General features: G+C 73.1%; 18 protein-coding genes and 1 pseudogene. 5 read left to right on the top strand and 14 right to left on the bottom strand.

Annotated features, from left to right (window positions below; all coding sequences use genetic code 11):
• Window positions 1-41 precede the first annotated feature (41 nt).
• From ACYVJE_RS17255 to ACYVJE_RS17230, 6 genes are all read right to left on the bottom strand, one after another.
• Window positions 42-1,115, bottom strand: a complete 1,074-nt coding sequence (locus ACYVJE_RS17255) for an amidohydrolase family protein (RefSeq protein WP_459156902.1) — start codon at window positions 1,113-1,115, stop codon at window positions 42-44.
• Entirely contained in the window at window positions 1,112-2,668 is a 1,557-nt protein-coding gene (ffh, locus tag ACYVJE_RS17250) for a signal recognition particle protein (protein WP_459156903.1), read from the bottom strand. The genes ACYVJE_RS17255 and ffh overlap by 4 nt, the downstream gene beginning before the upstream one ends.
• Window positions 2,669-2,788: 120 nt before the next feature.
• Complete coding sequence (locus ACYVJE_RS17245; protein ID WP_461145273.1) at window positions 2,789-4,510, bottom strand: DEAD/DEAH box helicase; 1,722 nt, start codon at window positions 4,508-4,510, stop codon at window positions 2,789-2,791.
• Window positions 4,511-4,837: 327 nt separating this feature from the next.
• The gene (locus ACYVJE_RS17240; RefSeq protein ID WP_459156905.1) at window positions 4,838-5,452 is read right to left on the bottom strand and encodes an AAA family ATPase; all 615 of its coding nucleotides are present in this window, start codon (window positions 5,450-5,452) and stop codon (window positions 4,838-4,840) included.
• A gap of 185 nt (window positions 5,453-5,637) precedes the next feature.
• Window positions 5,638-5,781, bottom strand: coding sequence for a hypothetical protein (locus ACYVJE_RS17235; protein ID WP_461145272.1), 144 nt, complete (start codon window positions 5,779-5,781; stop codon window positions 5,638-5,640).
• Window positions 5,782-5,810: 29 nt separating this feature from the next.
• On the bottom strand, window positions 5,811-6,587 hold the full coding sequence (locus tag ACYVJE_RS17230) for a helix-turn-helix transcriptional regulator (protein ID WP_461145271.1): 777 nt from the start codon (window positions 6,585-6,587) through the stop codon (window positions 5,811-5,813).
• 89 nt (window positions 6,588-6,676) lie between these two features.
• Here ACYVJE_RS17230 and ACYVJE_RS17225 point away from each other — a divergent pair, with 89 nt between their 5' ends.
• Window positions 6,677-7,042 carry a VOC family protein gene (locus ACYVJE_RS17225; RefSeq protein WP_461145270.1) on the top strand — a complete coding sequence of 122 codons (366 nt, stop codon included), beginning with the start codon at window positions 6,677-6,679 and terminating at the stop codon, window positions 7,040-7,042.
• Between the two features lie 694 nt (window positions 7,043-7,736).
• Here ACYVJE_RS17225 and ACYVJE_RS17220 read toward each other — a convergent pair.
• The 3 genes from ACYVJE_RS17220 to ftsY form a co-directional block, all read right to left on the bottom strand.
• The gene (locus tag ACYVJE_RS17220) at window positions 7,737-8,954 is read right to left on the bottom strand and encodes a CynX/NimT family MFS transporter (protein WP_459156908.1); all 1,218 of its coding nucleotides are present in this window, start codon (window positions 8,952-8,954) and stop codon (window positions 7,737-7,739) included.
• 100 nt (window positions 8,955-9,054) lie between these two features.
• Entirely contained in the window at window positions 9,055-9,735 is a 681-nt protein-coding gene (locus ACYVJE_RS17215; RefSeq protein WP_459156909.1) for a FadR/GntR family transcriptional regulator, read from the bottom strand.
• Window positions 9,736-10,058: 323 nt separating this feature from the next.
• The gene (gene ftsY, locus ACYVJE_RS17210) at window positions 10,059-11,846 is read right to left on the bottom strand and encodes a signal recognition particle-docking protein FtsY (RefSeq protein WP_461145269.1); all 1,788 of its coding nucleotides are present in this window, start codon (window positions 11,844-11,846) and stop codon (window positions 10,059-10,061) included.
• A 135-nt stretch (window positions 11,847-11,981) separates the two neighbouring features.
• Between ftsY and ACYVJE_RS17205 the strand changes: the two genes are divergently transcribed.
• Window positions 11,982-13,163: an anhydro-N-acetylmuramic acid kinase gene (locus ACYVJE_RS17205; protein ID WP_459156911.1), complete on the top strand. Its 1,182-nt coding sequence runs from the start codon at window positions 11,982-11,984 to the stop codon at window positions 13,161-13,163.
• A 2-nt stretch (window positions 13,164-13,165) separates the two neighbouring features.
• Window positions 13,166-14,662, top strand: coding sequence for a sodium:solute symporter (locus tag ACYVJE_RS17200; protein ID WP_459156912.1), 1,497 nt, complete (start codon window positions 13,166-13,168; stop codon window positions 14,660-14,662).
• 120 nt (window positions 14,663-14,782) lie between these two features.
• Here the strand turns inward: ACYVJE_RS17200 and smc are convergent, their stop codons facing one another.
• Together smc and ACYVJE_RS17190 are read right to left on the bottom strand one after the other, a co-directional pair.
• Window positions 14,783-18,529, bottom strand: coding sequence for a chromosome segregation protein SMC (smc, locus tag ACYVJE_RS17195; RefSeq protein ID WP_461145268.1), 3,747 nt, complete (start codon window positions 18,527-18,529; stop codon window positions 14,783-14,785).
• 110 nt (window positions 18,530-18,639) lie between these two features.
• Window positions 18,640-18,924: an acylphosphatase gene (locus ACYVJE_RS17190; RefSeq protein WP_459156914.1), complete on the bottom strand. Its 285-nt coding sequence runs from the start codon at window positions 18,922-18,924 to the stop codon at window positions 18,640-18,642.
• A 158-nt stretch (window positions 18,925-19,082) separates the two neighbouring features.
• On the opposite strand from ACYVJE_RS17190, the gene ACYVJE_RS17185 reads away from it, so the two are divergent.
• Window positions 19,083-19,622, top strand: coding sequence for a hypothetical protein (locus tag ACYVJE_RS17185; RefSeq protein WP_461145267.1), 540 nt, complete (start codon window positions 19,083-19,085; stop codon window positions 19,620-19,622).
• Between the two features lie 18 nt (window positions 19,623-19,640).
• Here ACYVJE_RS17185 and ACYVJE_RS17180 read toward each other — a convergent pair whose 3' ends face one another.
• Window positions 19,641-20,258 (bottom strand): nucleoside/nucleotide kinase family protein, encoded by a 618-nt coding sequence (locus tag ACYVJE_RS17180; RefSeq protein ID WP_461145266.1) that lies wholly within the window; start codon window positions 20,256-20,258, stop codon window positions 19,641-19,643.
• Window positions 20,259-20,410: 152 nt separating this feature from the next.
• Complete coding sequence (locus ACYVJE_RS17175) at window positions 20,411-21,058, bottom strand: winged helix-turn-helix domain-containing protein (RefSeq protein WP_461145265.1); 648 nt, start codon at window positions 21,056-21,058, stop codon at window positions 20,411-20,413.
• 288 nt (window positions 21,059-21,346) lie between these two features.
• Here ACYVJE_RS17175 and asnB point away from each other — a divergent pair, with 288 nt between their 5' ends.
• Complete coding sequence (gene asnB, locus ACYVJE_RS17170; RefSeq protein WP_461145264.1) at window positions 21,347-23,242, top strand: asparagine synthase (glutamine-hydrolyzing); 1,896 nt, start codon at window positions 21,347-21,349, stop codon at window positions 23,240-23,242.
• 95 nt (window positions 23,243-23,337) lie between these two features.
• Here the strand turns inward: asnB and ACYVJE_RS17165 are convergent.
• Window positions 23,338-23,445, bottom strand: a pseudogene (locus ACYVJE_RS17165) (IS5 family transposase); the annotation flags it as partial.

The following is a 23,445-nucleotide window of genomic DNA, read 5'->3' as shown; positions in this document are numbered from 1 at the left end:
GGCGTCCGCCGGAATCACATCCGACCCGCGCGGGGCGCGCATCAACGCAGCACGCGCCCCCGCAGGATGATGCGTCGCGGGTGGCGCAGCACGGCGAGGTCCTCGCGCGGGTCGGTGTCGTAGCACAGCAGGTCGGCCGCGCCACCGGGAACGCCGGCGGCGGCGCCGAGCCAGTCGCGCGCGGCCCAGCAGGCCGCGCCGATCGCCCGCTCGCGGGACATGCCGACGCGGTGCAGCGCGTGCAGCTCGTCGACGAGCGAGCCGTGGCTGATGCTGCCACCGGCGTCGGTGCCCGCGTAGACGGGTACGCCGGCCTCGATCGCCTTGGCCGCGGTGGTGTCCGCGCGCTCGTGCAGCGCCGTCATGTGCGCGGCGTAGGCGGGGTACTTCGTGGCCGCGGAGGCGAAGGCGGGGAAGTTCGCCACGTTGATCAGCGTCGGCACGAGCGCGGTGCCGTTGCGCGCCATCCGCTCGATGGTCCCGTCGGTGAGCCCGGTGCCGTGCTCGATGCAGTCGATCCCGGCGTCGAGCAGCCCGGGCAGCGCGTCCTCGCCGAAGACGTGCGCGGTCACCCGGGCGCCTTCGCCGTGGGCGGCGGCGATCGCGTCGACGAGCACCTCGTCCGAGAACACGGGAGCGAGGTCGCCCGCGGAGCGGTCGATCCAGTCGCCGACGAGCTTGACCCACCCGTCCCCGGCGCGGGCCTGCTTGGCCACGAGATCGGGCAGCTGCGCCTCGTCCTCGAGCTCCTCGGCCAGCGAGGGGATGTAGCGCTTCGGCTTGGACAGGTGCCGCCCGGCGCGGATGATCCGCGGCAGGTCCTCCCGCGCGTCGAGCGGGCGGGTGTCGCCCGGCGCACCGCAGTCGCGCAGCAGCAGCACCCCTGCGTCCCGCTCGGTCTCGGCCTGCTCGGCGGCCTCGACGAGGTCCACCGGCCCCTGCGGGCCGATGCCCACGTGGCAGTGCGCGTCGACCAGCCCCGGCAGCACGTAGCCGCCGCGGAAGACGGTTTCCGCCTCCGGGACCGGTTCGGCGCGCACCGCACCGCCGCTGATCCACAGGTCGCGGTGCTCACCGCCGGGCAGCACCGCACCGCTGAGGTGGAGCGCCGTCACTTCTTCTTTCCGAAGTTGAGCTTGGAGGGGTCGAACCCGGCGGGCAGGTCGTTGAGGCCCTGCTCGAGCTTGGACATGTCCTGGTTGCCGCCACCCGGCATGCCGCCGGGGAGGCCTCCGGGCATGCCGGGCATGCCACCGGGCATCCCGCGTCCGCCCTTCGGCGGCGTGGGGCCCTTGTTCTTGCCCTTCTTCCCCTTCTTGCCCTTCTTCCCCTTCTTGCTCTTCGTCGCGCTGCCGCCGCCGATGCCGTACTGGCCGGCCATCTGCTGCATCATCTTGCGCGCCTCGAAAAACCGGTTGACCAGGTCGTTGATGTCGCTGATCTGCACGCCGGAACCGCGCGCGATGCGCTGCCGCCGCGAAGCGTTGATGATCTTGGGGTTGGACCGCTCATCGGGCGTCATGCCGCGGATGATCGCCTGGACCCGGTCGAGGTGCTTCTCGTCGAAGTTCTCCAGCTGGTCCTTCATCCCGTTGGCGCCGGGCAGCATGCCGAGCAGGTTCTGCAGCGGCCCCATCCGCCGCACCGCCTGCATCTGCTCGAGGAAGTCCTCGAGGGTGAGGTCACCGGTGCCGAGCTTCTCCGCGGCCTGCTCCGCCTGGTCCTGGTCGAAGGCCTGCTCGGCCTGCTCGATGAGGGTGAGCATGTCGCCCATGCCGAGGATCCGGCTGGCCATCCGGTCCGGGTGGAAGACGTCGAAGTCGTCCACCTTCTCGCCGTTCGAGGCGAACAGGATCGGCTCGCCGGTGACCTGGCGGACCGAGAGCGCAGCACCGCCGCGGGCGTCGCCGTCCAGCTTCGTCAGCACCACGCCGGTGAACCCGACACCGTCGCGGAAGGCCTCCGCGGTGGTCACCGCGTCCTGACCGACCATGGCGTCGAGCACGAACAGCGTCTCGTTCGGCTCGACCGCGTCCCGGATGTCCGAGGCCTGCTGCATCATCTCCTCGTCGACGCCGAGCCGGCCGGCCGTGTCGACGATGACGATGTCGTGGTGGCTGTGCCGGGCCTGCTCGACGCCCTGCCGCGCCACGGCGACCGGGTCGCCGACACCGTTGCCCGGTTCGGGCGCGTGCACCGGCACGCCGGCGCGCTCACCGACCACCTGGAGCTGGTTGACCGCGTTCGGCCGCTGCAGGTCGCAGGCCACGAGCAGCGGGGTGTGGTTCTGCTTGGACAGCCACTTGGCCAGCTTGCCCGCCAGCGTCGTCTTTCCCGAACCCTGCAGACCGGCGAGCATGATCACCGTGGGCGGGTGCTTGGCGTAGTCCAGCCGCCGGGTCTCGCCACCGAGGATGTTCACCAGTTCCTCGTTGACGATCTTGATGACCTGCTGGGCCGGGTTGAGCGCCTGCGAGACCTCGGCGCCCTTGGCCCGCTCCTTCACGCCCTTGATGAACTCGCGGACGACCGGCAGCGCGACGTCGGCCTCGAGCAGGGCGATGCGGATCTCCCTGGCCGTGGCGTCCACGTCCGCGTCGGTCAGGCGGCCTTTTCCGCGCAGGTTCTGCAGGACCGAAGTGAGCCGGTCGGAAAGTGTGTCGAACACGGGGTCACAGGCTCCAGAGTCGATGCGTGTACCTCGGCACCCCTGAAGGATAACCGGCGTGCGCCAGTGCCGGACGCGGGTGGCGGTTCCGCGCCACCCGCGTCCGGCCGGAGGCCCGCGTCAGGAGGTGCTGTGCGGGCGGCGCGGACGCTTGTCGAACCGGCCCGCGCGACCCTCCTTGCGCGGTCCGGCGCCGCTCTTCCGCCCGCGGTCGGTGCCGCGGCCGCGGTTCGGCCGCCCGCCGCGCCGCCCGACGACCTCGTCATCGGCGCGGCTGATGTGCAGCCCGCGCCCGGCGACCTGGGTCCGGCCGAGCTTGCGCAGCAGCTGCTCGGGCAGGTCGGCGGGCAGTTCGACCAGCGTGTGCTCGGCGCGGATGTCGATGTTGCCGATGTGCTTGCTGGCGAGCCCGCCTTCGTTCGCCAGCGCCCCGACGAGGGCCTTCGGCGTCACGCGGTTCCGGCGCCCCACCTCGACCCGGTATGTCTCCTTGTCGGACTTGTTCGACTCGAAGTCCGGGGTTTCCAGCTCGTCGGAGGGGTCCAGCAGCAGGGGCCGGTCGCCCTGGGCCATGCTCGCCAGCGCCGCGGCGATCCGCACCGGGTCCGCGTCGTGCTCGCTCTGGTAGTCCCGCACCAGGTCCTCGAACACCTCGAGGTCCCCGCTGCCGAGCGTGTCGGTGATCTGCGCGGCGAAGCGGGCGAGCCGCTGCTTGTTGACCTCCTCGACGGTGGGCAGCTGCATCGGCGTGATCGTCTGCCCCGTGGACTTCTCGATCCCGCGCAGCAGCCCGCGCTCGCGCGGTGAGACGAACAGGATCGCCTCACCGGTGCGGCCGGCCCGGCCGGTCCGGCCGACCCGGTGCACGTAGGCCTCGCGGTCGCGGGGGATGTCGTAGTTGAACACGTGCGAGATGCGCTCGACGTCGAGCCCGCGCGCCGCCACGTCGGTCGCGACGAGGATGTCGACCTTCCCGTCGCGCAGCTGGCCGATCGTGCGCTCGCGCAGCTGCTGCGGCACGTCACCGTTGATGGCGGTGGCGCGGAAGCCCCGCGCCTGCACGTACTCGGCGAGCTCCTCGGTGAGCTGCTTGGTGCGCACGAACACGATCACGCCGTCGCACTGCTCCGCCTCCAGCACCCGGGTCAGCGCGTCGCGCTTGGCCGAGTCCCGCACGGACAGGTAGCGCTGGTTGACCGTGGCGGCCGTCCGCGTGGAGCTCTCCACGGTGACCTCGACCGGCTCGCGCATGTAGGACTGGCTGATGCGGCGCACCGCCGGCGGCATCGTCGCGGAGAACAGCGCGGTGCGGCGCTGGGCGGGCGCCGAGCTCAGGATCGTCTCGACGTCCTCGACGAAGCCCATGCGCAGCATCTCGTCGGCCTCGTCGAGCACGACGTGCTCGAGGCCGCTGAGGTCGAGCGTGCCGCGGTTGAGGTGGTCGATGACGCGCCCGGGCGTGCCGACGACCACGTGCGGGCCGCGGCGCAGGCCCTCCAGCTGCGGGCGGTAGCTCTGACCGCCGTAGATGGACAGCACGCGCAGGCCGTCGAGGCCGGTGGCGTAGCTCTGGATCGCGTCGCTGACCTGGATGGCGAGTTCGCGGGTGGGGCACAGCACCAGCGCCTGCGGCTGCTGCTCCGCCACGTTCACCGTGGACAGGATGGGCAGGGCGAACGCCGCTGTCTTGCCGGTGCCGGTCTGGGCCAGGCCCAGGACGTCGTTGCCCTCCAGCAGCGGCGGGATCGTGCGTTCCTGGATGGGGGTCGGTGTTTCGTAACCGAGCTCGACCAGAGTTTTCAGTACCTCGGGGTCGAGATCGAGCTCATCGAAAGTCGGCATGCTGGACGCGGGTCTCCTCGTAGGTCGATCAGGGCTGGATCAGATCCGAAGCGGCCCTACGCGGCACGTCCGGGGTGAAACAGCGCAGCGCGTCATCACGCAGTGCGCCATCACGGCAGTGCGTCACCACACAGTCGACCACGTGTCGACGCCACCCAGCACATCCCGCGGGTGGCCACACCACGCACCGGGATGAGCACCCCGTTGCCAGTCACTCGCAGCTCGATGATCTCAGCCGGAACGGCGGAATCTGCCCGCCGCACGGTCCACCAGCCTAACCAGGACGATCGCCGCTGCGCGCGCCACCCCGGGAAACGGGGACGAACGTCACCGCGAGCACTGCTCGGACACGTCCACGCGGATCCCGCCGTCGAGCTGGTGCCTGCTGAACGCGTGCACCCGCGGCCAGCCGCGCAGGCCGGCCCCGGTCGCGAGCAGGCCCTCGATGCGCACCGCGCGCCGCACGTGGCGGGCGAAGGACCACGCGCCGATGAGGCGGCCGCGGGCGCGCTGCCCGTCGAGCGCGTCACCGGGATCGACCCGCAGCCACACGAGCACCCGCTCCCTCCCGCTCAGCCGCGCGCACAACGCCAGGAGAGCGCGGCTGCTCGCCCGGGTGGCCGGCTCGTGCGCTGCGACGGGACCGCTGGCGACGAGGCACCAGCGGACGATGCGCAACCCGTGCAGCACGTGCACCAGGGGGCGGTACCAGCCGTAGCGCACCCAGCCGGGCAGCACCGAGCGCAGACGCTCGCGCGCCTCGTCCGAGTCGAGCACGACCGGTTCCCCGGGCGTTGCGCGCGCGGCTGCGCCGGCGCGCGTGGACAACCGGCCGAGCACGGTGCTCTTGCCCGCGCCGGGAATGCCGGCGAAGACGACGAGCGAGCGCCGGGGCACGCTGATGACCGGCGGGTCGGCGGCAGGCGCCGCGGAGGGGTCCACGACATCAACAGGTTACGCGTCGATCTTGGTCGCTCGCGCCCGACCACCGCCTCCCCCCGCGCCGCTGGCGGGTCGGTGCTCGAGGTTCCGTCATCCGGGGCGGGTGCTCGGGGGCAGCTGGGACGTGCAGGAGGTTCCTCCCACCTGCCCCGGCCGCCCCGTGCGCAAAACGACCTGACGCGCCACTAGAGGTACTGCTGCAAGGTGTCGGCGGCGAGCTGGCGGAGGCGGTCCCGCGCCGCGGGCGGCCCGGTCACGGTGATGCCGTCGGCGAACTGCAGCAGTTGGCGCACGTCCTCCACCTCGCGGCACGCCACCGCGATGTCCACCCGGTCGCACTGCTCGGCGGAGCGCACAGTCAGCCGGCTGCCGAGGATGCGCTTCGCGCGGTCGAGTTGGGCGGAGTCGAGCACGGCCTCGACCCGCAGCGGGGCGGGAGCTTCCCACTGCTCGGTGAGCTCCGCGGCGACGCGGGGCAACGTCGCCCCCGCGCGCAGGCGGCGCGGTGTTCGCAGCGCCCGCCACTCGACGAGGCGCTCGAGCGAGTACAGGCGGGGGAGCCGCCGCGGTCGGCGACCAGGTACCAGCGGCCGCCCTTGGCCAGCAGACCGTAGGGATCCACCGCCCGCCAGGCGGGCTCGGCCCCCTCGGAGCGGCGGTAGTGGATGCGCAGGCGCACTCCCCGGCGCAGGTCCCCGAGCAGCTCCGCCGGGGAGATCCCTCCCGGCCGGGGGCCGAACCACGGCGTGTTGTCGGTGGTGACGACCGCGCTCAGCGGCAGTGCGTCCTGCTCCGGTGGCCGCCGGACGGCTGCCACCTTGCTGCGGGCGCGCCGGGCCTCGACAGCGGTACCCAGTTGGTCCCGCTGCTCGTCGTCGAGGCCCTCCAGCGCGAGGTGGTCGCGTTCGGCCGGTGCGAGCCGCGATGCGTCCAGGGCTCCACCGGGCAGCAGTGCCACCCCGCCCCACCGGCCGCGCCGCACCAGCAGCGGAAAACCCGCCTCCTGCAACCAACGCAGGTCGCGCAGCACGGTCCGCACGGAGACCCCGAGCTCGCGGGCCAGCTCGGCTGTGGTCGTGGACTCGCAGCTCTGCAGCGCGATCAGCAGGGAGAAGAAGCGATCCGGCGGCACCACCGGAGGATCTCATCAATCATGCCGGAACTCGTCACCGATGACGCGCAGTCTCCGCGTGTCCGCACACCACGAACACGTGGAGGTCTTCCGTGCCACGCCCGAACATGTTCATCGTCCACGTCACCGACGCACCGGCGTCCGCCCGCTTCTACGCCGACCTGTTCGAGATGGCTCCCAGCTTCGAAACCCCCGGGTTCATCGCCTTCGACCTCGACGGCGGTGTCCAGCTCGCCCTGTGGAGCGGGGATCCGGAGCGCGCGGCCCGGACGCTGACGAGGACCGGCGAGCTGTGCGTGGCCCTGCCCGGTGGGCCCGAGGCGATCGACCGGCAGTTCCGCGCGTGGTCGGAGAAGGGCGTCGACGTCGTCGCGGAGCCGCGCGACGAGGTGTTCGGGCGGACCTTCGTCGTCGCCGATCCCGACGGCAACCTGATCCGCGTCGCACCGGTGGATTGACGGAGGTCGCGGAGCGGCCCTTCCCCCACGTGCGGGCCGCTCCGGCCTCTCCCCCTGATCCCCCTCGGCTCCCCTCGTGCACGGCGGCTGAGCAATCCCCGCCCGACCCCCAGAACGGGCGGGGATTCGCCCTGACCGCCCGGCCTTCCCTCTGCGCCGTGCACGAATGAGTCTGCCGGTCCGAGCGGGGGCGCCGAGACCGTGAACCCCCGTGTGTTGATCTAGGTAGAGATACGCATTCCGAATGCGTAGACACCGTCCGGACGCGCGGGTCCCACCCGGACACGCGCGACTCGCCCGGAGGCGCAGGCCCCACCGGACACGTGAGACCCGCCCCGGTGCGCGCGACTCGCGGAGGCGCAGCCCCCGCACCGGAGCGCCCCCGTGGGGAGCTGCCGAAGCGCACCGGCGCCCGTGCCAGACGGGCGACGCGGGCGCCGAAGATGTCGGCCGTGATCGCGGGCAACCCGCCCCTGACGTCGTGCGGACGGCTGCGCCGCGGACTGCGCCGGGCCCCGACACGCACGGCAACACCCCGCCCGACGCGCAGGGCCCTTGGGGAGAACCCGACCCCCTGGGGATAACTTGTGCTCCATTCGCGTGGGGACAACTCACAATTTTCATGAAAATTGCGCTCTCTGGAACGAGTCCAATCACGCGGGGAGCCGTGCCCCGGGTCAGGGGCGGCGGTCGGTCACGAGCTCGTTCCTCCGGTGACGGAGTCGACCTGCACCGGGCGTCCGGCGAACATCCCGGCGGCGAAGTGCCCGGCGCAGCACGCCCACAGCAGCACCAGGGGTGCGGTCCAGTTGCCCGACAGGTCGTGGATCAGGCCGATCAGCAGCGGACCGGCGGCCGCGATGAGGTAGCCGCCGCCCTGGGCCATGCCGGACAGGGCCGCCGTGGTGTCGCTGTCCGGCGAACGCAGCCCGAACAGGGTCAGCGCCAGGCCGAACGCGGCTCCCTGGGCGACGCCGAGCAGAACGACCGCCGCCCACACGCCGGCCGGTGCCGGGCCGAACACGACCCCGGTGAAGCCGAGGGCGATGAGCACGGCCAGGACGACGGCGATGAGCCGCTGGTCGCGGGTGCGGCGCACCAGCACCGGCACGCTCATCGACCCGACGGCCTGCACCGCGGCCTGCACGCCGAGCGCCAGGCCGGCCGTCCCCGCGCTGAACTCGCGGCCTTGCAGCATGCTCGGCAGCCACCCGAACACGACGTAGGCCATGGCCGACTGCAACCCCATGAACACCGTGACCTGCCACGCCAGCGGCGACCGCCACAGCCGCCCCGGGCGAGAGGGCAGCGGCGCCGGACCGGAGCGCCCGCGCAGCACGAACAGGCTGATCACCAGCGCGACCGCCACCGGGACCGCGAGCAGGCCGAGCGGGGCGCGCCAGGCCGATCCGGTGGTTTCGGAGATCGGCACGACGACGCTCGCGGCGACCGCACCGCCGAGCGTGAGGCACACCGTGTACACGGCGGTGATCACCGGAACGTTGTCCGGGAAGTCCCGCTTGATCAGCCCGGGCAGCGCCACGTTGGCCACGGCGATGCCCGCACCGACCACGACGGTGCCCAGCAGCAGCGTCGACACCGGTCCTGCCGCGCGCAGCAGGTTGCCCGCGACGAGCACCACCAGGCAGCCCAGCAGCACGCGCTCGTCGCCGAACCGCTGCCGCAGCTTCGGCGCGAGGAAGGCGAACGCCCCCAGGCACACCACGGGCAGCGTGGTGAGCACGCCGCCGAACGAGGAGGACAGGCCCAGGTCGCGCTGAATCCCCTCCAGCAGCGGCGCGACGGAGGTGAACGGCGGTCGCAGGGCCACCGCGACCAGCACGACGAGCACCATCGTGGCGATGACCGCGCTGGACCTCCGCCGCTGGTGGTCGTGCACTTCGGTTCGCATGCTCACAGCTCTCCTGCATTCCTCTCTGCGTGCGCGGCTGTGCCGCCGGTCGACCGGTGCGGCAGCCGGTGGTTCCGCCGCGCGTGCGCCCGGCGTTGCGTCATCGGTCCTCGTCGAGGGCACTGCGCAGGGAATCGAGTCCGGGCTCGATCACCGCCTGCGCGGCGCGGGCCGCGGCGTCGGCATCACCACCGGCGATGGCGTCCACCAGAGCGCGGTGCGCCTGCGGGCCGGATTCGACCAGCTCGTGCGCCGCGCGCAGGGTTTCGAGGCTCTCCCGCAACCTGCTCAGCAGGTACCGGTACATCTCCAGCAGCAGGGGATTGCCGGCGGTTTCCACCACGGCCTGGTGGAAGTCGACCTCGGCGGAGCCGAACTCGTCGGGAGTGGCGGCCTCGTCGCGCCGTTCCAGCAGGGCCCGCAGCCGCGCGATGTCCTCGTCGGTGCGGCGCACCGCGGCGAACCGGGCTGCGGTCACGTCGTAGCCGAGCTGGACCTCGAACACCTCGCGCACCCGCGCCAGGTTGAGCTGCCGCAGCATGGGTGTCGGGTCGGTCGCGCTGACGACGTAGGTCCCGGAGCCCTGGCGGCTCTCCAGCACGCCGAGGTGCACCAACGCGCGGACGGCTTCGCGGACGACGGCGCGGCTGACGTCGAGCTCACCGCTGAGCTCCTGCTCCGTCGGGATCCGCTCCCCCGGGCGCCACGCGCCGGCGGAGAGCTGCTCGGTGAGCCGGGCGATGACGTCCTCCACCGAGGAGCGCTTGCCCACGCTGCGCATGTCTCCCCCTGTTCGCGACTCGCACCCCGCCCCCGCGGACGGCTCGCCCTCCGCGGGGGCGGGTCGATGCCCTCACTCGACCAGGCTAGGAGAGTTGTCAGTCATCAGACAATTTTTGCCGCGGAGATCCCGGCCACAGCACATGCGCCCGCCCCGGCCGCGAGCAGGGCTCCGGCACAGGCGGGTGGACATGTCCCGAGAAACGTCCACCGCCACCGGGATCCGCAAAGCGAGCCGAGACTCGCCCTGGGGTCCGGGAAGCCGGGGCTCTCCCGGCGGGCCGGGAGAGCCCCGGCCGCGCCCGGGTCACTCCGGGGAGCGGGTCACTCCAGCAAGGCGTCGACGAACGCGCCCGGGTCGAACGGGGCCAGGTGATCCGGCCCTTCCCCGAGCCCGACGAGCTTGACCGGCACGCCCAGTTCGCGCTGCACCTGGAACACGATGCCGCCCTTGGCCGTGCCGTCCAGCTTCGTCAGCACGATGCCGGTCACGTCGACGACGTCGGCGAACACGCGCGCCTGGGCGAGCCCGTTCTGGCCGGTCGTGGCGTCCAGCACCAGCAGCACCTCGTCGACCTGGGCCTTCTTCTCCACGACGCGCTTGACCTTGCCGAGCTCGTCCATGAGGCCGGTCTTGGTGTGCAGCCGGCCGGCCGTGTCCACCAGCACCGCGTCGACGCCCGTCTCCCCGGCCCGGCTGACCGACTCGAACGCCACGCTGGCCGGGTCGGCGCCCTCGTTGCCGCGCACCACCTCGGCACCCACGCGCTCGCCCCACGTGCCGAGCTGCTCCACCGCGGCCGCGCGGAACGTGTCGGCCGCGCCGAGCAGCACCGAGCGCCCGTCGGCGATGAGCACCCGGGCGAGCTTGCCGGTGGTGGTCGTCTTGCCGGTGCCGTTGACGCCGACGACGAGCACCACGGCCGATTTGCCGCCGTCAACCGGGTCTCCGTGCGGCAGCGCCCGCACCGAGCGGTCCATGTCCGGGCCGAGCGCGTCGACGAGCACCTCGCGCAGCAGTGCGCGCACCTGCTCCGAGGTGCGCACCCCCCGCGTGGCGATCTCCGAGCGCAGCCGCTCGGTGATCTCCGTGGTGGTGGCCGCGCCGAGATCGGCCATCAGCAGGGTGTCCTCGATCTCCTCCCAGGAGTCCTCGTCGAGGTCACCGGCGCCGAGCAGACCGAGCAGGCTCTGCCCGAGCGTCGAGCGGGACTGGGAGAGGCGGCCGCGCAGGCGCTCCAGCCGCCCGCTGGTCGGTTCGATCTCCTCCCGTTCGGCCGCGGGAGCGGTGGCCTCGCCAGCAGCGGTGTCCGGCGCGGCGGCAGCGGGGGACTGCTCAACGGGGGTCTCCGGCTCGGCCGGGGCCTTCTGCTCGGCGATCTCCCGCTCGGTCGCGGCAGGCTCGGCGGGCTCCGGCACTGCCGGTTCCGCCGGGGCCGCCGCGCCGCTTCCGGCAGTCGCGGTCGTGCCGGCGGAGCCGGTGCTCTCCCCTGTCCCGGTCTCCTGCGCCTCGGTGGTCTCCTGCGCCTCGGTGGTCTCCTGCGCCGCGGGGGTCTCGGCCGCAGCGGTGTCCGCCTCCGCGGTCGCGGCACCGTCCGCGAGCGCCTGCTCCGACTCGCCCTCCGAATCGGCCGGGGTCTCCGGTTCCGCCGGAGCCTTCTGCTCGGCGATCTCCCGCTCGGTCACGGCTGGCTCGGCGGGCGCTTCCGGCGCCGTGCGCGCGTCCGGCACACCGGGAGCCCCGGTCGCCGTGTCGGGCAGGTCGACGTCGACGATGCCGCGCCGCTCGCTGTCCCGGGGTACGGCCGCCTCGTCCCCGAGCGCGGGTTCACCGTCCGCTTCGGTGCGGGTCTCCGCCGGCTGCTCGGGCTCGGCGGTGGCCGTCGAGGAACCGGAGCCCTGCTGCGGCGGTCCTCCGCTGGACAGACTGATGCCGCTGCCCGTGCGGTAGCCGGTGCGCTGCTGCGTCTCCGACGAGGAGACCTCGTCCCGTTCCTGCCGCTCGCCCAGGCTGATCCGGCGCCGGCGCGCCAGCAGCAGACCGGCGGTCACGGCGAGCACCAGTGCCACGAGGACCGCGGCGACGATCACGATCACGGTTGAGCTGGTCACGGCCTCCATCCTCGCACCCGCGACGGCGCAGCCCGGCGCGCACCCCGCAGCGCGGGCGACCGGCTACGACCGATTCCGCAGCGAAACGGGCGAAACGCTTGCGCCTCGCACGCCGTGTGGACTAGACCACGGGTCGTGGCCACTTGGCGAGCGATCGGGGTGCTGTCCGGCACCTCCCTGGACGGCGTGGACGTCGCCGCCTGCGCACTGCGCCTGCGCGGGGGGACGCTCCACCTGGAGCCGCTCGGGCACACCGAGATCGACTACCCGGACTCGCTGCGCACCGACCTCACCAGCGCCCTGCCGCCCGCCCCGGTGACCGCCGCGCAGGTGTGCCACCTGGACACCGCCGTCGGGCAGTGCTTCGCGCTCGCCGCGCGGCGCGGCGTCGAACTCGCCGGGGGCAGCGCCGACCTGGTCGCTTCCCTGGGGCAGACGCTGTACCACTGGGTCGAGCAGGGCACCGCGCTCGGCAGCCTCCAGCTCGGGCAACCCGCGTGGATCGCCGAGACGACCGGTCTGCCCGTGGTGCACGACTTCCGCGCCCGCGACATCGCCGCGGGCGGGCAGGGCGCACCGCTGGCGAGCGCCCTCGACGCGCTGTGGCTCGCCGACCGGACGGAGGTGCACGCCGCGCTGAACATCGGCGGCATCGCCAACCTCACCGTCGTCGACGAGGACCGCCTGCTGGCCTTCGACACCGGGCCGGGCAACGCGCTGCTCGACGTCGCCGCCTCCTGGTACACCGACGCCGCGCGGGACACCGGCGGGGCGCTGGCCGCCCGCGGGCGCGTCCGGCACGACCTGCTCGACCGCCTGCTCGCGGACCCGTACCTGAGCCGCAGGCCGCCGAAGTCCACCGGCAAGGAGCACTTCAACGCCACCTACCTGCGCGCGGCCACGGCGGAGCTCGAGGAGCTCACCCCCCACGACCTGCTGGCCACGCTGACCGAGTTCACCGCGACCACGATCGCCGAGGCCTGCGAGCGGCACCGGGTGGACGTGGTCGTGGCCTCCGGCGGCGGAGTGCGCAACCCCGTGCTCGTGCGCGCCCTGCGCGAGCACCTCCACGTGCACGGGCGGCGGCTCGTGCACAGCGACGACCTCGGCCTGCCCGCCCCGGCGAAGGAGGCCTACCTGGCCGCGCTGCTCGGGTTCCTCACCCTGCACGGCCTTCCCGGCACGCTCCGGGGCGGAACGGGCGCGCGCGGCCCGCGCGTGCTCGGCTCCATCACCCCGGGCGCGGGACCCCTGCACCTGCCCACCCCCGTCGAACCGCCCCGGCGGTTGCGCATCGGCGGCCTGCCCGAGGAGTGACCATGCGTTCGGTGGACATCGCGATCATCGTCGTCTACCTGCTGGCGATGCCCGCGCTCGGCCTGCTGCTCAGCGGACGGCAGCGCACCGCCCGCGACTACTTCGTCGGCAACCGCGCGCTGCCGTGGTGGGCGGTGTGCCTGTCGGTGGTCGCCACCGAGACGTCCACGCTGACGGTGATCAGCGTGCCGACGGTGGCCTACCTGGGCTCGTTCACCTACCTGCAGCTGGCGATCGGCTACCTGATCGGCCGCGTCGTCGTCGCGTTCTGGCTGCTGCCCCGCTACTACGCCGGCGACCTGGTCAGCGCCTACGCGTTCCTGGGGCAGCGCTTCGGCGGTGGGCTGCAGGCCACCGCCTCGGTGACGTTCCTGGTGACGCGGCTGCTCGCGGACGGACTGCGGCTGTTCGCCACCGCCATCCCGGTCAAGGTCATGCTCGACGCGTTCGGCCTGGGGACGTCCTACTGGCAGATCATCCTGGCGCTGGCCGCGCTGACCGTCGTCTACACCTACTTCGGCGGGATCCGAGCGGTCGTGTGGGTCGACGTGATCCAGATGGTCGTCTACGTGCTCGGCGCCCTCGCCGTGATCGGCTTCCTCGTCGGCCGGCTGCCGGACGGGTGGCTGGGCAGCCTCGCCGAGGCGGGCAAGCTCCAGCTGTTCGACCCCGGCGCGCCGATCCTCACCGACCAGTACTCCCTGATCACCGCGGTGCTCGGCGGAGCGCTGTTCGCGATGGCCTCGCACGGCGCCGACCAGCTGATGGTGCAGCGCCTGCTGGCCTGCCGCACCGTCCAGGACGGCCGGCGCGCGCTGATCTCCAGCGGCGTGGTGGTGTTCCTCCAGTTCGCCCTGTTCCTGTTCGTCGGCGCGCTGCTGTGGGTCTTCTACCGCGGGGCCTCGCCCGAGTCGATGGGCATGGCCAGCGATGACGAGCTCTTCCCCACGTTCATCGTCACCGAGCTGCCGCCGGGGCTGTCAGGCGTCCTCATCGCGGGCATCCTCGCCGCGGCGATGAGCACCCTGTCGTCGACGCTGAACTCGCTGTCGACGTCGACGGTCACCGACATCTACCGCAAGGTCACCGGCGGGCAGGACGCGCGCGTCCTGCGGCTCGGCAAGCTGTGGACGCTGGTGTGGGCGGCGGTGTTCGTCCTGTTCGGGGTGATGTTCACCAGCACCGACAACCCGGTCGTCGAGGTCGGCCTGGCGATCGCCAGCTACACCTACGGGGCGCTGCTCGGCGCGTTCGCCCTCGGGCTGTTCGTGCGCCGCGCCCGCCAGTCCGACGCGATCGCCGCGTTCGTGGTCACGCTGGCCGTGGTGGCCGCGCTCGGCTACGGCGTGCGCCTGCCCGACGGGGAGGGCGGCACCAGCAGCTTGGCCTTCCCCTGGTACACGCCGGCCGGCGTGGTCGTCACCCTGCTCGTCGGCACCGCGCTGTCGCTGCTGCACCCGGCGCCGCAGCGGCGCGGCGAGCGCTCCGGGACCGAGTGAGCACCCGCGGGACGCGACTCCGGGGTTGGGGAGCGCGCCGCGGGCCCGCGGGGTGCGGCCAGCCACCCGCCGCGGTAGCCGCGTTGGCTCCGGCGGGCCCGCGGCGGGCGCAGCACGCGCTCACTCCGCGGCGTCGTCCCCGCCGCCCGCCGAGCTGGTGCCCTCCTGCCCGGTATCCGAGGGCCCGGCATCCGGGGACCCGGTTCCCGCCTGCTCGACCGCGTCCGCACCGGTGCCCGCGGCCACCTCGACCGGGTCGGCACCCGCGGTCTGGCCGAGCTCCGCTTCCGAGCGCAGCCGCTGGGAGATCACCTCGGTGATGCCGTCGCCGCGCATGCTCACGCCGTAGAGCGCGTCGCCGATCTCCATCGTCGGCTTCTGGTGCGTGATGATGAGCAGCTGCGAGGTGGTGCGCAGCTGATCCAGCAGGGTGATCAGCCGCCGCAGGTTCGTGTCGTCCAGCGCGGCCTCGACCTCGTCGAGCACGTAGAACGGCGAGGGGCGGGCGCGGAAGATCGCCACGAGCATCGCCACCGCCGTCAGCGACTTCTCCCCACCGGACAGCAGCGACAGGCGCTTGACCTTCTTGCCCGGCGGGCGCGCCTCCACCTCGACGCCGGTGGTGAGCATGTCCTCCGGGTCGGTCAGCGTCAGCCGCCCGGACCCGCCGGGGAACAGCACGGAGAAGACCTTCTCGAACTCGGCGGCGACGTCCTGGAACGCCGAGGAGAAGACCTCCAGGATCTTCTCGTCGACCTCCTTGACCACGTCCAGCAGGTCCCGCCGCGTGGCCTTGAGGTCCTCCAGCTGGTTGGAGAGGTACTTGTAGCGCTCCTCCAGCGCCGCGTACTCCTCCAGCGCCAGCGGGTTGACCTTGCCCAGCTGCTGCAGGTCCTTCTCGGCGCGCTTGGCCCGGCGCTCCTGCTCGGACCGGTCGTACGGCACCGACGGCGGCTCGCTGACCTGCTCGCCGCGCTCCTTCGCCGCCTCGTACTCGGCCATCTCCGCCGCACTCGGCGGCACCGGCACGTCCGGCCCGTACTCGGCGACGAGGTCGTCGAGGCCGACGCCGAACTCCTCGACGATCTTGTTCTCCAGCTGCTCGATGCGCATCCGCTGCTCGGCGCGGACGACCTCGTCGCGGTGCATCGCGTCGGTGAGCTTCTCCAGCTCGCCGCCGAGCTCGCGCACCTGCTGGCGCGCCGTGTTCAGCGCCTGCTCGTTCTCCGCCTGCTTGCGCTGCGCCTCGTCCCGCGCTTCGGTGGCCGCCCGCAGCGAGGTGCGGATGCGGTCCGCGGCCTGCTCGGCGCCCTCCACCACGGCGCGGGCGACGCGGGCGCCGCGTTCGCGGGCCTGGCGCGCGGCCTCGGCTCGGGCGCGGGCCTCCCGCTCGTGGCGCGCGGCGCGGCGCAGCTGGTCGGCGCGCCCCTGCACCGAGCGGGCCCGCTCCTCGGCGGTGCGCAGGGTCAGCTGCGCGTCCACCTCCTGCTGGCGCACCTGGGTGAGCTCCTCGTTGAGCCGGTCCCGCTCGGTGGTGTCCGGCTCGGGCGCCTCCTCCTGCTCGGTCTGCACCGCGGCCAGCTGCTCCTCCAGGGCGGCCAGCCGCATCTGGGACTTCTCCCGCGACTGCTCCACCTCGGCGCGCTGCTTGGTCAGCCGCTGCACTTCGGCCTGGGCGGACTCGGCGGCCTTGCGCAGGCTGTTGATGCGCTCGCTGCTGCGGGCGCGGCGCACCTTGGCCTCGTTGATCTCCTCCTGCACCGCGCGCAGTTCCGCGTTGCGCGACTCCTCCTCGGCGCGGGCGCCCTCCAGCGCGGCCGAGTGCTGCTCCAGCCGGCGCTGCGCCGCGGCGAGTTCCTGCTCCGCCTCGTCCACGGCGGCGCGGACCTCGAGCGCGCTCTGCGCGTCCTCGGAGCCGCCGCTGGCCCAGTGCGCCCCGAGGACGTCGCCGGAGGTGGTCACCGCGCGCACCTCGGGGTGCCGCCGGACCAGGTCCGAGGCCGTGTCCAGGTCGTCCACCACGGCGACGCGGTCCAGCGCCCGCAGCACGGCCGGGCGCAGCGCTTCCGGGGCCGCCACGAGGTCGACCGCCCAGCGGGCTCCCCCGTCCAGCGCGGGCCAGCAGGAGCGGTCGGTGGTGGCCGCCTCCGAACCGACGAGCACCGCGGCGCGCCCGGACTCGTCACCGCGCAGCAGCCGCAGCGCGGCGGCCGCGTCGTCGACGCCCCGCACCGCGACCGCCTCGGCGACGCTGCCGAGCGCGGCGGCCAGCGCCACCTCGGCACCGCTCTCCACGGTCAGCAGCGCGGAGACGGCGCCGAGCAGGCCGGGCACGCGTTCGCCGGCCTGCAGCAGGGCACCCGCTCCGTCCTTGCGGTTCAGGCCCATGGACAGCGCCTCCACGCGCGCCTTCCAGGAGGCGATCTCCTGCTCGGCGGCGCGCTCGGACCTGGTGAGCTCGGCGACGCGCTCCCGCGCGGCGTCGCGTCCCCGGGTGGCGCTGCTCAGCCTCTCCTGCAGGTGCTCCTCACCGGAGTCCTCCTCCCCGGTGGCGTCCTCGGCCGCGGCGCGGGCGCGTTCGGCTTCCTCCGCGCGCTCGCCGGCTTCCTGCAGCGAAGCGGTGAGCCGCTCGATCTCGTCGGCGGTGGCGCTGAGGGCGCTGCGGGTGGACTCCACCTCACCGGAGAGCTTGGCCACCCCCTCGCGCCGGTCGGCGATCGCGCGCACGGCGGCGAGGTGCTCCTGCTCGGCCTGCTGGGCCGCGGTGTCGAGCTCCTTGCGCCGCTCGGTGGTGCGGTTCAGCGCCTCGCGGGCCTGCTCGGTCTCCTCGCGGAGCTCGACCTCCTGCTCCTCGGCCTCGTCGGCCTCGGTTTCGAGCTCCTCCGGGTCGCGCCCGGGGCGCTGCTCCTCGGTCGGCGCGGCGCTGAGGTGGCGGTGCCGTTCCTGGGCCAGCCGCAGCGTGCCGCTCAGGCGCTCCTCCAGCGCGGACAGCCGGTACCAGGTGTCCTGCGCCTCGTTCAGCCGCGGCGCGTCGGCCGCCGCCTGCTCCTCGAGCGACTTCTCCGTGGCCTGGGCGTGCTGCAGCTGGGTCTCCACCTCGGCCCGCTTGGCGCGGGCGGCTTCCTGGTCGGCCTCGTCCTTGGCGAGCTCCTGGCGGGCGGAGACGAGGTCGTCGGCGTGCAGCCGCAGCCGCGCGTCCCGCAGGTCCGCCTGCACCGTCTGCGCCTTGCGGGCGATCTCGGCCTGCTTGCCCAGCGGTTTCAGCTGCCGCCGCAGCTCGCTGGTGAGATCGGTCAACCGGGTGAGGTTGGCCTGCATCGCCTCCAGCTTGCGCAGCGCCTTCTCCTTGCGCTTGCGGTGCTTGAGCACGCCCGCGGCCTCCTCGATGAGCCGCCGGTGCTCCTCCGGTTTGGCCTGCAGGATCGTGGACAGCTGGCCCTGACCGACGATGACGTGCATCTCCCGGCCGATGCCCGAGTCGGACAGCAGCTCCTGCACGTCCCGCAGGCGGCAGGTGTCGCCGTTGATCTCGTACTCGCTGGCGCCGTCGCGGAACATCCGCCGGGTGATCGAGACCTCGGTGTACTCGATCGGCAGGGCCCCGTCGGCGTTGTCGATGGTGAGCGTGACCTCGGCGCGGCCCAGCGGCTGGCGCCCGGAGGTGCCCGCGAAGATGACGTCCTCCATCTTCCCGCCGCGCAGGGCCTTCGCGCCCTGCTCGCCCATCACCCAGGTGAGGGCGTCGAGCACGTTCGACTTGCCGGAGCCGTTCGGTCCGACCACGCAGGTGATGCCGGGTTCGAAGCGCAGCGTGGTGGCCGAGGCGAAGGATTTGAACCCTTTCAGCGTCAGGCTCTTCAGGTGCACGGCGTCGATCGACCTTCCCGCGTGACGAGGTGCCGCCGGTCACGGCGCTTCACCACCGGAAGCCTACCGGGTGACCGCCGAACCGGGCCCGCATCGGCTCCCGCGCGGCGCTACCGCTCGACGAACTCCGTCAGCCCGCCTCGGGGCTCAGCCCACTGCTCCACGACGTTGTCGACCCGTCCCGGGGTGTCGCCGGACCGCAGCGCCTCCAGCAGCTCCGCGCAGGCCCGCCGGGGTCCTTCGGCGACCACTTCCACGCGGCTGCCCGGCTTGTTGGCGGCGCTGCCGACCAGACCGAGCTCCAGCGCGCGGGCCCGCGTCCACCAGCGGAAACCCACGCCCTGCACCTGTCCGTGCACCCACGCCGTCACTCGCGCCTGCTCTGCTTCGGTCACATCCGCATCATGCCTGACCTCCCGCGGCGGCGGCACACCACCGCCGCACGGCGGGGTGCGCGGGGTGCGCTCGCCCGCATCCCGCGGACCTGCGGATCATCCCGGTTTTCCCGGTCGCTACGGTGTTGCTCCGACCACCCGAATCCGCGAGGACCGCGATGGACCAGGAAGACCCGGACTCCCGGCCGAGGCGCCTGCTCGTGCTCGCCGCCACCGGCGTGGGTGTGGCCACCGTTTTCGCCACGACGGCGGCGATGGTCGCCACCTCGCAACGCCCGGACGAGGCGGGACCGGACATCACGCTGCAACCGACCTCGGCAGTCGAGTCCAGCACCTCGTCGGGTCCGCGGCCGCCGCAGCCGCCACCGCCCGCGTCCTCGTCGTCCGAGAACCCGCGGACCACGACCGCGGGCTCGGAGTCCGCGGACGCGCCCGGGACGACCACGCAGGAGCAGCCGCGCTCGGAACCGGACGCGCCGCACCGCCCGCCCGCGCCGCCTCCGCAACCGCCGGACACCGGAACCAGCACGCCCGCACCGCCGCCGACCACCGAGGATCCGGAGCCGACGAGCGATCCGACACCGACCTCGGATCCGACGGAACCGAGCACACCGCCGACGAGCACGGGCACGACGGACCCTCCCGAACCGACGACCAGCTCGGAGCAACCGGCTTCGAGCAGCCCCTCGTCCGGGTGAACAAGCGCCGCGGTCCCCTCACCCCAGGTCCACGACGAGATCGGCCCGCTCCCTCGTCGGCGCGATCAGCGCGGCGTTGCTCTCGTCGCTGCGCTCGACCCACTCGCGCGCCTGCTCGGGGCTGCGGCCGTGCCGCACGTGCCGGTCGATGAGCCGCTGGACGCGCGCGCCGTCGTCGGGGGCGAGGAACCACGCCTCGTCGAGCAGGTCGCGGATCTCGTCCCAGGGCGGGCGGTCGAGCAGCAAGTAGTTGCCCTCGGTGATCACCAGCGGCACCTCGGGCGGCACGGCGATCTCCGCCGCGTAGGACTCCTCGACCGAGCGGTGGAACCTGGGGGCGTAGACGGTGCGCCGCCCCGGTTCGCGCAGGCGCCGCAGCAGCGCCACGTACCCGGCCGCGTCGAAGGTGTCCGGCGCACCCTTCCGGTCCTGGCTGCCCAACCGCCTCAGTTCGGCGTTGGCCAGGTGGAACCCGTCCATCGGCACCAGCGCCGCGTCCTCGCCCAGCGCGCCGAGCAGGAGCTTCGCGAGCCGTCCCTTGCCCGCGGCGGGGGCGCCCGCGATGCCGAGCAGTTCCCGCTCACCGCTCGCGGCGAGGGTCCGGGCGCGGTCCACGAGTGCGTCGAATTCGATCACGGCCCCAGGCTACGGGCGGCGGGCGCGGCGCGCGGGCCCGGCGGGGCTCGAAGGGACTCCGCGGATCGGCTGGCGTGGCAGGTCGGGTGGGGGAACCTCCGGCGAGGCCTCGCTGCGGGATCCCCGACATCGGGTAGCACGCCTCGAAGCCGTCAGATCTCGAAGCGGTAGCCGCGCCCCGGTTCGGTGATGAAGTGGCGCGGGCTGTCCGGCTCCGGTTCGAGCTTCCTGCGCAGCTGCGCCAGGTAGCCGCGCAGGTAGTGGGTCTGGCGGGCGTAGTCGGAGCCCCACACCCGGGTCAGCAGGTCCTGCTGGCTGACGAGCGCGCCGTCCGCGCGCACGAGGATCTCGAGGATGGCCCACTCGGTCGGCGTCAGGCGCACGGCGATCTCGCCGCGCGCGACCTTCTTCGCGTCGAGGTGCACCGCGAACGACGGGGTGCGCACGACGTCGGGGGTGCTGCCACCGCTCCCGCGCCGCGTGACCGCCTGCAGGCGGGCGAGGAACTCCCCGACGTCGAAGGGCCTGCTCACGCAGTCGTCGGCACCGGCGTTGAGCAGTTCCGCGCGCAGGCCGGGGCTGTCCCGCGGCGCCACGGCGAGCACGGGTGCGTCGCTGCGGGTGCGCAGCCGCGCCACGGCGCCCGCGTCCGTGGCCGCGCCGAAGTCGACGATGCGCGCGTCGGGCTCGGCCTCCTCGGGGGCGGTGGCGTCGAGCACCTCGTAGCCGTGCGGGGACAGCACGGCCCGGAACGCACGTGCGGCGTCGGGGGCTTCCGCGATGACCACGACCGTCGGCATACCTCTCCTTCGGTTCGGTGCGGTGGCTTCCCTTCCTATCGTGCGGAGCGCTGTGCGCGGCACCACCTCCGCAGCGGCGAGCGGCAGGCCCACGGCACCGCGGCGTTCCGGTGCGCACCGCACGCCCCTCCCCTCCGCATCGGGCGTGGGCGAGGTCACTCCGCCCTCGGATGGCCACCCCGGAAGTTCTTCGTTAACGTCACTAACAAGTTGTCCAGGGCAACGAACCGAGGTACCGACCGGCCGGTCGAAACGAGCACACAACCGGTACCAACGAGGGAGCGCACGATGTGCGGCATCTGCGGCTGGATCGATTTCCACCGCGATCTTCGCGGTGACACCCCGACGCTCGAGTCCATGTCGGACACCATGGCCTGCCGCGGCCCGGACGCCGCCGGCACCTGGGTGTCCCAGCACGCGGCCCTGATGCACCGACGCCTGGCGATCATCGACCTGCCCGGCGGCACCCAACCGATGACCTGCGACCCCACCGACAACTCCGCAGCAGGCGCCCCCGTCGGAACGCCCGGCCGCAGCGGCGACGCGGTCCGCGACGGCGAGGTCGCCCTCGTCTACAGCGGCGAGACCTACAACTTCACCGAGCTCCGCGAGGACCTGCGCAGCCGCGGGCACCGCTTCAGCACCGACAGCGACACCGAGGTCGTGCTGCGCGCCTACCTGGAGTGGGGCACCGAGCTCGCCGAGCGGCTCAACGGCATGTTCGCCTTCGCCATCTGGGACAACCGCACCGAGCAGCTCGTGCTCGTCCGCGACAGGCTGGGCATCAAGCCGCTGTACTACTACCCCACCGAGCGCGGCGTGCTGTTCGGATCGGAGCCGAAGGCGATCCTGGCCAACCCCGCGGCCGAGAAGACCGTCGAGGCCGACGGCCTGCGCGAGCTCCTCCTGCACACCAAAACACCCGGGCACGGCATCTGGTCGGGCATGCGCGAAGTGCAGCCCGGCACCGTGGTCGCGGTGGACCGCACGGGGGTGCGCGAAACCACCTACTGGCGCCTGGAACCCGCCGAGCACACCGACGACCAGAGCACCTCCACCGCGCACGTCCGCGAACTGCTCGACGACATCGTGCGGCGCCAGCTCGTCAGCGACGTCCCCCGCTGCGTGCTGCTGTCCGGCGGCCTCGACTCCAGCGCGCTGACCGCGCTGTCCGCCGAGCAGCTCCGCGGCACCGGTGAGGCCCTGCGCACCTTCGCCGTCGACTTCGTCGGGCAGACCGAGAACTTCGTGCCCGACCTGATGCGCGACACCCCGGACGGCCCGTACGTGCACGACGTGGCCGAGCACGTGCAGTCCGAACACCGCGACATCGTGCTCGACCCGGGTGCGCTGGCCGACCCGGCCGTGCGGCGCGCCGCCGTGCGCTCCCGCGACATCCCCGCCGGCCTCGGCGACATGGACCAGTCGCTGTACCTGCTGTTCAAGGCCATCCGCGAGCACTCCACCGTGGCGCTGTCCGGCGAATCGGCCGACGAGGTCTTCGGCGGGTACCGCTGGTTCCACGACCCCCGGGTGCAGCGGGCCGAGACGTTCCCCTGGATGGCGGCCGCCTCCGCGCACGTGGACGAGCACCTCCGAGCCCTGAACCCCCACGTCCGCCGCGCCGTCGACGCGGAGACGTTCCTCGCCGACTCCTACCGCAGCGCGGTCGCGGAAGTGCCCACCGTTCCCGGCGAGTCCGACTTCGAGCGGCGCATGCGGGTGATCTGCTACCTGCACCTCACCCGGTTCGTGCGGATGCTGCTGGACCGCAAGGACCGCCTGTCCATGGCGGTCGGCCTGGAAGTGCGCGTGCCCTTCTGCGACCACCGCCTCGTCGAGTACGCGTTCAACGCGCCGTGGTCGCTGAAGACCCACGACGGGCGGGAGAAGAGCCTGCTGCGCGGCGCCACGGCGGACGTCCTGCCGGAGTCCGTGGCCAACCGCGTCAAGAGCCCCTACCCGTCCACGCAGGACGCGAAGTACGCGGCAGCGCTGCAGCACCAGGTGCACGACCTGCTCGGCGGGCAGGAGCCGGCGTTCGACCTGTTCGACCCCGGCCAGGTGCGCCAGGCCGCCGAAACCGAACCGGCCGAGCTCAGCGCCGGCGGGCGGAACCTGCTCGAGCACGTGCTGGACTTCTCCACCTGGTTCGAGCTGCACGCCCCGACCGTGAAGGTCTGAGTCCGGTCTCCCGCGGGCCAGCCCCTCCCCCGCACCAGCTCAGCCCGCGCCGGACGCCCTGCTGGTAGTGCGCCTGCTAGGGTCTGTTTCATAAGTTAGAGCCATTCGTTGATGGCGGCGATGGTCACGGTGGCTTCGTAGCGGACGGCGAGTTTGTCGTATCGGGTGGCCACGGCGCGGTGGCGTTTGAGCCGGTTGATGCA

It is taken from the genome of Salinifilum aidingensis (genome assembly GCF_054782015.1).
Note: the sequence above shows the minus strand (reverse complement) of the source record. Positions and strands in the feature narration are given on the sequence as shown.

Excerpts from the sequence above, each read along its gene's own strand:
- ACYVJE_RS17245 (WP_461145273.1), bottom strand. The coding sequence starts at position 4,510 with ATGCCGACTTTCGATGAGCTCGATCTCGACCCCGAGGTACTGAAAACT.
- ACYVJE_RS17220 (WP_459156908.1), bottom strand. The coding sequence starts at position 8,954 with ATGCGAACCGAAGTGCACGACCACCAGCGGCGGAGGTCCAGCGCGGTC.
- ACYVJE_RS17215 (WP_459156909.1), bottom strand. The coding sequence starts at position 9,735 with ATGCGCAGCGTGGGCAAGCGCTCCTCGGTGGAGGACGTCATCGCCCGG.
- ACYVJE_RS17200 (WP_459156912.1), top strand. The coding sequence starts at position 13,166 with ATGCGTTCGGTGGACATCGCGATCATCGTCGTCTACCTGCTGGCGATG.
- ACYVJE_RS17185 (WP_461145267.1), top strand. The coding sequence starts at position 19,083 with ATGGACCAGGAAGACCCGGACTCCCGGCCGAGGCGCCTGCTCGTGCTC.
- ACYVJE_RS17175 (WP_461145265.1), bottom strand. The coding sequence starts at position 21,058 with ATGCCGACGGTCGTGGTCATCGCGGAAGCCCCCGACGCCGCACGTGCG.
- asnB (WP_461145264.1), top strand. The coding sequence starts at position 21,347 with ATGTGCGGCATCTGCGGCTGGATCGATTTCCACCGCGATCTTCGCGGT.